6 protein-coding genes and 1 pseudogene are annotated in these 8,831 nt (G+C 69.7%); 6 read left to right on the top strand and 1 reads right to left on the bottom strand.

What is annotated here, in order from left to right:
* Nucleotides 1–21 precede the first annotated feature (21 nt).
* The 4 genes from ACTOQ1_RS22510 (at nt 22) to ACTOQ1_RS22495 (ending at nt 5,911) form a co-directional block, all read left to right on the top strand.
* Nucleotides 22–1,254 (top strand): cytochrome P450, encoded by a 1,233-nt coding sequence (locus ACTOQ1_RS22510; RefSeq protein ID WP_440069979.1) that lies wholly within the window; start codon nt 22–24, stop codon nt 1,252–1,254.
* A 38-nt stretch (nt 1,255–1,292) separates the two neighbouring features.
* The gene (asnB, locus tag ACTOQ1_RS22505) at nt 1,293–3,122 is read left to right on the top strand and encodes an asparagine synthase (glutamine-hydrolyzing) (RefSeq protein WP_440069977.1); all 1,830 of its coding nucleotides are present in this window, start codon (nt 1,293–1,295) and stop codon (nt 3,120–3,122) included.
* 741 nt (nt 3,123–3,863) lie between these two features.
* Nucleotides 3,864–4,967, top strand: a complete 1,104-nt coding sequence (locus ACTOQ1_RS22500; RefSeq protein WP_440069975.1) for an AfsR/SARP family transcriptional regulator — start codon at nt 3,864–3,866, stop codon at nt 4,965–4,967.
* Nucleotides 4,964–5,911: a hypothetical protein gene (locus ACTOQ1_RS22495; RefSeq protein ID WP_440069973.1), complete on the top strand. Its 948-nt coding sequence runs from the start codon at nt 4,964–4,966 to the stop codon at nt 5,909–5,911. The genes ACTOQ1_RS22500 and ACTOQ1_RS22495 overlap by 4 nt, the downstream gene beginning before the upstream one ends.
* Nucleotides 5,912–6,033: 122 nt before the next feature.
* Here the strand turns inward: ACTOQ1_RS22495 and ACTOQ1_RS22490 are convergent, their stop codons facing one another.
* Nucleotides 6,034–7,002: a GlxA family transcriptional regulator gene (locus tag ACTOQ1_RS22490; protein ID WP_440069971.1), complete on the bottom strand. Its 969-nt coding sequence runs from the start codon at nt 7,000–7,002 to the stop codon at nt 6,034–6,036.
* Between the two features lie 166 nt (nt 7,003–7,168).
* Between ACTOQ1_RS22490 and tnpA the strand changes: the two are divergent.
* Nucleotides 7,169–7,560, top strand: a pseudogene (gene tnpA, locus ACTOQ1_RS22485) (IS200/IS605 family transposase).
* Nucleotides 7,553–8,737 (top strand): RNA-guided endonuclease InsQ/TnpB family protein, encoded by a 1,185-nt coding sequence (locus ACTOQ1_RS22480; RefSeq protein ID WP_440069969.1) that lies wholly within the window; start codon nt 7,553–7,555, stop codon nt 8,735–8,737. Before tnpA ends, ACTOQ1_RS22480 begins: the two are co-directional and overlap by 8 nt.
* Nucleotides 8,738–8,831: the final 94 nt, after the last annotated feature.

The raw sequence follows: 8,831 nt of genomic DNA, 5'->3' as shown, positions 1-8,831 counted from the left end.
GGGAGAGAGGGCACGATCCCGATGAAGATCACGATGGCGGACATCTACCGCCAGGAGCACATAGACGACCCGTACCCGCTGTACCGGCGGGTGCGCGAGGTCGACCCGGTCTACTGGGACGACGAGATGGGCGACGACGGGGCCTGGATGGTCACCGGCTACGCCGCCGCCCAGACCGCGCTCATGGACCCCCGGCTGTCGGCCAGGCGGCCGCACTGGGGCCGGGACCGGCTCCCCGCCGACCCGGAGCTCGCCTCGGCGCAGCGCGCGATCGACCAGCAGATCGTCGTCAGCGACGCGCCGGAGCACACCCGGCTGCGGCAGCACCTCACCCGGCCCTTCCTGCGGCGCCGCGTCGACGAGATGCGCGAGGACGTGGTCAGGCTCACCCACTACCTGCTGAAGGCGGCCGTGGCCGGTGAGTCGGGCGAGCTGGACGCGATGGACCGCTTCGCCTTCGCGCTCCCGGCCGTCAGCCTCGCCGGCGTGCTGGGCATCCCCGCCTTCGACGAGCGTTACCTGTCCTGGATGCTGAGCCTGGGGCTGCTCATCGACGACGGGCCGCTGAGCCGTACGCACCACGACAAACTGCTCGGTGGGGTCGTCGAATACCTCCGCTTCTTCGCCGGGCACGTCGCGGAACGGCCGGGGAAGGGAGCGGCGGGCAGGCGCCAGGACCTGCTGCAGACCCTGGCCGACCACTACACGGACGGCGGATTCGCCGACGCGGAGGAGCTGAACGGCAACCTCGCCTTCCTGCTCACCGCCGGCCAGATCAGCACGGCGCACCAGATCGGCAACACCCTGCTCCACCTGCTGCGCGACCCCGACGTGTACGACCGGCTGCGGGCGGATCCCGGCGCGGTGCCCGCGGCCACCGCCGAGTTCATGCGCTACGACGCCTCCATCCAGCTCACCAAGCGGCGGGTGCGCGAACCCTTCGAGCTCGGCGGCCACGAGATGGGCCCGGGGCAGGAGGTCTACGTCTGGATCGGGGCGGCCCATCGCGATCCGGCGCAGTTCGCCGACCCCGACCGGCTGGATCTGGACCGGACGGGGGTCAGGCACATCGCCTTCGGTCACGGCGCCCACTACTGCCTCGGGGCACGCCTGGGGCAGCTCGTCCACGACGTGGCCGTCCAGGCGTTCATCGAGCGCGTTCCCGCGCCCCGGCTGCGGACCGACAAGATCGAACGGTCGGTCATGCCGACCTTCCGCGGGCCGTACAAGCTTCCTGTCGGTTTCGGCCGGTAGGCGCCTGCCCCAACCGCTCACCAGAAGGAGGACCCGGTATGTGTGGCATAACCGGATGGGTGGATTTCGACCGTGACCTCACGAGGGAACGAGACCTGCTGCGCGCGATGACCGAGACCATGGCCTGCCGGGGGCCGGACGACGCGGGCGTGTGGGCCGACACCCACGCGGGCATCGGGCACCGCCGGCTCGCGGTCATCGACATCGAGGGCGGCGCCCAGCCCATGAAGGCCGAGCGGGACGGCCGTGTGGTGGCCGTCCTGACCTACTCGGGCGAGGTCTACAACTACCGCGAGCTGCGCGAGGAACTGAGGGCCAGGGGACACCGCTTCCACACGGCGAGCGACACCGAGGTGGTGCTCGCCGCCTACCTGGAGTGGGGTGAGAACTGCGCCGACCACCTCAACGGCATGTTCGCCTTCGGCGTGTGGGACGCGGAGCGCCAGGAGCTCGTGCTCGTCCGCGACCGCCTGGGGATCAAGCCGCTGTACTACCACCCCACCCCGGCGGGCGTGCTCTTCGGCTCGGAACCCAAAGCCCTGCTGGCCAACCCGCTCGTGCGGCGCGGCATGGACATCGACGGGCTGCGCGAGGTGCTGACCTTCACCAGGATTCCCGGCCGGACGGTCTACCAGGGCATGCTCGAGGTGCTCCCCGGCCAGGTGGTCAAGGTCGGCAGGAACGGCATGACCTCCAGGCGCTACTGGAGGCTGGAGGCACGCCCGCACACCGACGACCTCCAGACCACCGTGGAGACCGTGCGAGGGCTGCTGGAGGACATCGTCGAGCGCCAGCTCGTCTCCGACGTCCCGCTGTGCGTCCTGCTGTCGGGCGGTCTGGACTCCAGCGTGCTGACCGCTCTGGCGGCCGGCAAGCTCGGCGCCCGAGGGGAGCTCGTGCGCTCCTTCGCGGTCGACTTCGTCGGCCAGGGGGAGGGCTTCACGGCGGACGACATGCGCGGCACGCTCGACGCGCCGTTCGTGGCCGAGGTCGCCCGCCACGTCGGCTCCGAGCACACCGACATCGAACTGGACGCCGCGCGGCTCGCCGACCCGTCGGTACGGCGGGCCGTGCTGAACTCGCGCGACGTGCCGATCGGCCTGAGCGACATGGACGCCTCGCTGTACCTGCTGTTCAAGGCGATCAGCGCGCACTCCACGGTCGCGATCTCCGGGGAGTCGGCCGACGAGCTGTTCGGCGGATACATCTGGTTCCACGACCCGAACGTGATCAACGCCCCCATCTTCCCGTGGGCCGCGTACGGGTCCATGGACCACACCGCGCTGTTCGACCTCGGGCTGCTCCAGAAGCTCGACCTGCAGAACTATCTCGCGGATCGCTACCACGAGGCCCTCGCCGAGGTGCCCCGCCTGGAGGGCGAGACCGGCCTGGAGCGCCGGATGCGCGAGATCAGCCACCTTCACCTCTCCCGCTTCCTCCAGCTCATGCTGGACCGCAAGGACCGCACCAGCATGGCCTGCGGCCTGGAGGTGCGCGTCCCGTTCTGCGACCATCGCCTCGTCGAGTACGCCTTCAACGTCCCCTGGGCGATGAAGACGCACGACGGACGGGAGAAGAGCCTGCTGCGGGCCGCCACCGCGGACCTGCTGCCGCGGTCGGTCCTCGACCGCCGCAAGAGCCCGTACCCCTCCACCCAGAACCCCGCCTACGACCAGGCCGCCAACGAGGAGCTGGGCCGGGTGCTCGCCGACCCGGACTCGCCGCTGTATCCCCTGCTCGACAAGGAGAAGGCGCGGCTCAGGGCGGACGGCAAGGGCCCCGGCGGGCGCATGGAGCGCAACCTGCTGGACAACACGCTGCAGATGAACACCTGGCTCGACTCCTACGGCGTCACCCTGGACGTGTAGGCCGGCGGACCCGATGCCGGCGCGTCGGGCGGCGTCCGTGAACGGCCGCCCCCGACGGGTTCCCGGCCCTCGCCGGGTGCGCGTGCCGTACGGGGAGCGCCCCGCCGGACGGGAATCGCCCGGGGCGTCCGGTGCCTTCGTACCGGCGAATCGCGAGCGAGGTCAGATCAAACCGGCGAGGGCCGTGAAAGACGGGGAAACCCAATCACCCCGGCCGTGGACCGATCGTTAGGGAGGTAGGGGGGATTTTCGTGAACGAGCACGCCGAAACCCCTGATCCGTCGCCCGTGGCGAGAATGCGCCGGCTCGGGACGGGCCTGGGATTCGCCGGAGCCCCGCGCGCCGGCACCCAGCTCGGCCCAGGTTTTTCCAGGCCGAGGTCGAGTTTCTCGGAAATGCTCGTCGCCGGCCTCTCCCGGTGACGGAGGGTGGCCCTTCATCCGTATCCAGAAATCCCTTGCCGATGCCTGAAACGTGGAAAGGAAAATATGGAGAAAGTGATTTCCGGTGGCAAGTGATCGTCTCCGGAACCGGCATTTTCGTCGATATTTCGGAACGCCTTCCAGGGGCCTGCTCTTACGGGATGTCAGGTCGCGAGTAAGTTTTGGCCGGTAGGATGGCGCGTGTGCTCATCTCGTCGGGTGGGCGGGTGGTGACACGGGCCCGGTAAACGTGAGCAGGCGTCGGAGATCGCGGTATCCGTCCAGCTCACGCCGATTTACCTGGAGCGGGGCTGGAGGAATGGTCATCGATCGAAGTCTCGGCGTGCAATCCAGAGCCGTGGTGACTACCGTCTTCACTGCAAGGAACGACGAAGAATCCTTCGTGCCGACCGGCACGAAAACCAACGGGGAACGTCCGAACTCTTTCAGAGAGTGGCAAGAGATGCAGTTTCGCATTTTAGGCCCGGTAGAGATCTGTGACGACAAACGACATCGCCGCTTCGTCCCGCCGGGGCGGAAGCAGCGCGCATTGCTGGCGACGCTGGTCATCAGGGCGGGACACGTTCTGCCGGTGGACCGCCTCATCAACGAACTGTGGGGCGCGAACCCGCCGGCCACCGCGGTCAACTCGCTCCAGGCGACGATCGCCCGGCTCCGCCGCCTCATGGACGTGCCGAAGACGGGGGACGGCACCGACTGGGTGATCCTCACCCAGGATTCCGGATACGTGATGCGGCCGGGGCGGCAGGCCACCGACGTGGACCGGTTCACCGAGCTCGCCGACGAAGGCAGGGCCATCGTCGCGATGAACCCCGGCCGCGCCGTCGCCCTGCTGCGCCAGTCGCTGGCCCTGTGGCGCGGTCCCGCGCTCGAGGACGCCATCTGCGGCGACATCTGCGCCACCTTCGCGATCCAGCTCGAAGAGAAGCGGCTGGCCGTACTGGAGGCACTGTACGACGCTGGCCTGCGCACCGCCCGGCACGCCGAGATCATCGGTGAGCTGGAGGCGCTCGTCGGCGAGCACCCCTTCCGCGAGCGGTTCCACGACCTGCTGATGGTCGCGCTGTACCGCAGCGGCAGGCAGCCGGAGGCGCTGGCGGTCTACGAGAGGCTGCGCGCGCGACTGTCGCGTGAGCTCGGCCTGGAGCCCAGCCCGGCCCTGCAGCAGCGGGTGCAGGAGGTGCTGAACCGGACGGCGGAACTCGACGGTGCCGCGCGCCCCGGCCGGCGGACGACGCCGGCCGGCACCCCGGAGACGGACCTGATCGTTTCCGGGCTCTTCCGGGAGGTCGGACACCTCCGGCACCGGCTGGAGCTGCTCACCCGCGAGTACAACGCGCTCCACGACCGGTTCGACGCCCTGGTCGCGCCGCTCGCCAGGCCCAAGGCGGTGGGAGAGTGAAAGCCCTGCCCAGGCCGCGCGGCTACAAGTGGCTCGACCGGCACATCGACCGGCTGGACCCGGAGACCGACTACCACGAGATCGTGCGGCTGACGGCCGTCTTCCGGCTCAACGAGTTCCTGCTCAACATCGGGTACGTGGTCAACTTCATGGACGTGACCATGCCGACCCACGGCGGTGACGCGCTCATCTTCGGCGGCAAGGTCGTCCACCAGCCGCAGCGGCGCTTCGAGGACAGCGCGTACTTCCTGTGGACGTGGTACCTGTACCCGCCGGACAGCGAGCCGGTGAAACGGTCGATGGACCTGCTCAACCGGATCCACGGGGCGGTCGCGAAAGGGATACCGGGCGCGTTCGCCCACAACGAGGACTACGTGCAAGGCCTGTGCCTGCTGGCCGTCCTGCCCCATCGCCTGCAGCAGCTGTGCGGGCTGCCCGGATACCCCGAGCACGTTCAGGTCGCCTACCACAACTGGGCCCGGGCCCTGTCCGAGCACGTCACCGTCGAGGGCGGCGCGGCGGTCAGGGACTTTCCCGAGGACTTCTACCAGATGGTGAACTTCGCCGACGAGTACGACGCCCGCCAGTGGCCCAGAACCAGGAACGGCCACACGGCGAGCGACGCCTTCATCCGGCAGTTCTGCGAACGCTGGTTCCCCCGCCCCCTGCGGGGCGTGGGCCGCACCCTCATGCTCACCGTCATCCCCGAGAACATGCGCAGGGTCCAGCAGCTGGAGGACCCCCACCCGCTGGGGCAACTGCTGGTCAAACTCGGGATGCGCGCCATGTTCACCCTCCAGGGGCTGATGCCCGATCCCCGGACCCCCGTCTACCGCCGCAAGGTCAGCAGGTCCGACAGCCCGAGCATGCGGCAGCTCAAGGAGACGGGGGAGATGCCCAGCGGACCGCCGAAGCGGCGGCCGGCGGCGACGGGAGGTTCCTAGCGCTCGGAACAGGCGTCCACCCGCGGCCGGCGGGCGAGCCCTCCGCCCCCTCCGGTGCCGTACGGACCGCCGGAGGGGATCGACCGCGGTCGAGGCGGGCCCGCCCCCTGTCCCGGGATCCCTCAGCCGGAGCCCTTGGCCCGGGCCTGGCGGTAGCGGGCGGGGGAGACACCGAACTCGGTGACGAACGACTGCCGAAGGCTCTCGGTGGAGCCGAACCCGCAGCGGGTCGCGATGTCCGCCACCGAGAGCGACGACGAGACGAGGAGCCGCTCGGCCGCCTGCGTGCGCGCGTGCCTGATGAAGCGACCGGGCGTCTTGCCCAGGTGCTCCAGGCTGAGCCGGGTCAGGTGACGCTCACTCACGCTCAGCTGGGCGGCCAGCGTCGCGGGGCTCAGATCACCGTCGAGGTTGCTGACGACGTGGTCGACCACCTGCCGGATCAGCGGATGCTCCGGCGGCGGCGCGCCCACGAACATGCTGATCTGCGCCTGGTCGCCCGGCCGCTGCAGGTAGGTCACCAGGGCGCGCGCCACGATGCGGGCCAGGCGAGGGCCGTGGTCCTCCTCGACGAAGGCGAGCGTCAGGTCCAGGGCGCTGGTGACGCCGGCCGCGGTCGACACGCGCCCCTCGCGGATGTAGAGCGGTCCCGGGTCGACGGTGACGTTGGGGTGGTGGGCGGCGAGCGTTCCCGCGTACCTCCAGTGCGTGGTGGCGCGCCGCCCGTCCAGCAGCCCGGCGGCGGCCAGCAGGGTCGCGCCCGTGCACACCGACGCCACCCGCCGGCTGACCGCGGCCAGCCGGCGTATGTGTGCCAGGAGCACGGGATTGCCCGCGGCGGCCTCGTGGCCGACCCCGCCGGAGACGACCAGGGTGTCGAGCGGGCCGGTGACGCGTTCGAGGGCTTCCTGGCTCTCCAGCGTCAAACCCGAGTCGCAGGGCAACGACCTGCCGCCCGAGGTGGCGAGGCGTATCCGGTAGGGGGGAGCCGCCCCCAGCTGGTTGGCCATGTGGAGCGGCGTGGTCACCGAGGCGATGTCCAGCAACTCCGACTGCGGATACCCGATCACGACGGTCAGCCGCTCATCCATCAGTTCCTCCCGAGGGGACCGTCGACTTTAGGCGGCGGGGGAATCGGGAGCGGGAGGGCCGCCAAATCCCGACGTGCAGTGACCCGTCTGACGTACGCATCAGAGTTCTCCGTTCGTCGCCACAGCAGATGCGCGGCACTGTTATAACAATCGTGTGACTCCTCAGGTGCGCACCTCCCCCGGCGCGGCGTACGACCTCGGATACCACGTCGTGTGGTGCCCGAAGTACCGCCGCCCGGTTCTGGACGGTCGGGTGAAGACCCGCCTGGAAGAGGTGATCCACGCCAAGATCGACGAGCACGGCCGGCAGATCGTGGCGCTTGAGGTGATGCCCGACCATGTGCACCTGTTCGTCGAGCCGCACCCGAAGAACTCACCGTCGTATGTGGCCAACCAGTTCAAGGGCTTCACCTCCCCCCCCACCTGCGCTCCCAACTGCCCACGCTGTGGTCGCGGTCGTACTTCGTGACCACGGTTGGCGCGGTGTCCGCCGAGACGGTGCAGCGCTCCATCGAGACTCAGTACGAGCCCATCCCCAAGGGACAGGGCCGTGCGTAGGTCCTACAAGTTCCTGCTCCGTCCCACCGTCAAGCAGACGGTGGCGCTCACCGCATGCCTTGAGGACCACCGGCAGTTGTACAACGCCGCGCTGGAGCACCGCCGCACCGCCTACCGCACGGCAGGCGTGAACATCCGGTACGGCGACCAGTCGGCCGACCTCAAGCACATCCGCGCCGAGGACCCCGAAGGCCAGGGCCAGTGGTCGTTCTCCTGCCAGCAGGCCACACTGCGCCGCCTGGACAAAGCGTTCGCCGCGTTCTTCGCCCGCCTCAAGGCCGGGCGCACACCGGGCTTCCCACGTTTCAAGGGGCGCGGCTGGTTCGACACGGTGACCTGGCCGAAGGACGGCGACGGCTGCCGGGGGGACTCCCAGCCCGAGCACCCCACCGTGACGTTCGTCCGCCTTCAAGGCATCGGCCACGTCCGCGTCCACCGGCACCGGCCGGTCAAGGGCCGGGCGAAGACGATCAGTGTCAAGCGGGAGGGCTCGCGTTGGTACCTCGTGCTGTCGTGCGACGACGTGCCCGCCCAGACCCTGCCCCCGGCGGGCGCGGTCGTCGGCCTGGACATGGGCGTCGCCTCGCTGGTCATCACCAGCGACGGCGAGCACCTGGCCAACCCGCGTCACCTGACCGCGTCCGCCGAGCTGCTGGCCGCCGCCCAGCAAGACCTGGCTCGTAAGAAGCGCGGGTCCAAGCGGCGAGGTAAAGCGGTGGCGCGGGTCGCCGCCCTGCATGCCAAGGTCCGGCGGCAGCGCCTGGACGGCGCGCACAAAGCCACGCTCAGGCTGGTCCGCGACTACGACGTCATCGTGCACGAGGACCTGCGGATCGCGAACATGACCCGCTCGGCGTCCGGCACGCTCGAAGCGCCCGGCACCAACGTGGCACAGAAATCCGGCCTCAACCGGAGCATCCTGGACGCGGGTTGGGGGGTGTTCTTGACGATCCTGTCGCACAAGGCTGAAAGCGCCGGTCGAGAGCTGGTCGCGGTGAACCCCGCCAACACCTCCCGCACGTGCGCCCGATGTGGGCACTGCGCGCAGGAGAACCGCGTCACCCAAGCCGAGTTCGCCTGTACGGCGTGCGGGCACACCGCGCATGCCGACGTGAACGCGGCGATCAACATCTTGAGGGCAGGGCTTGCCCTTCGCGACGCTGCGGAAGCGGCCTAGCGAGAAGCCGCTCCCTTCAGGGAGCGGAGGAGTCACGATGCCCATCCCGTCGGGGAGCCGACACGGATCCCAAGTTTACCGGCGTGGCTGATTT

Source organism: Streptosporangium sp. OZ121 (assembly GCF_051918885.1).
GTDB lineage: Bacteria > Actinomycetota > Actinomycetes > Streptosporangiales > Streptosporangiaceae > Streptosporangium.
Note: the sequence above shows the minus strand (reverse complement) of the source record. Positions and strands in the feature narration are given on the sequence as shown.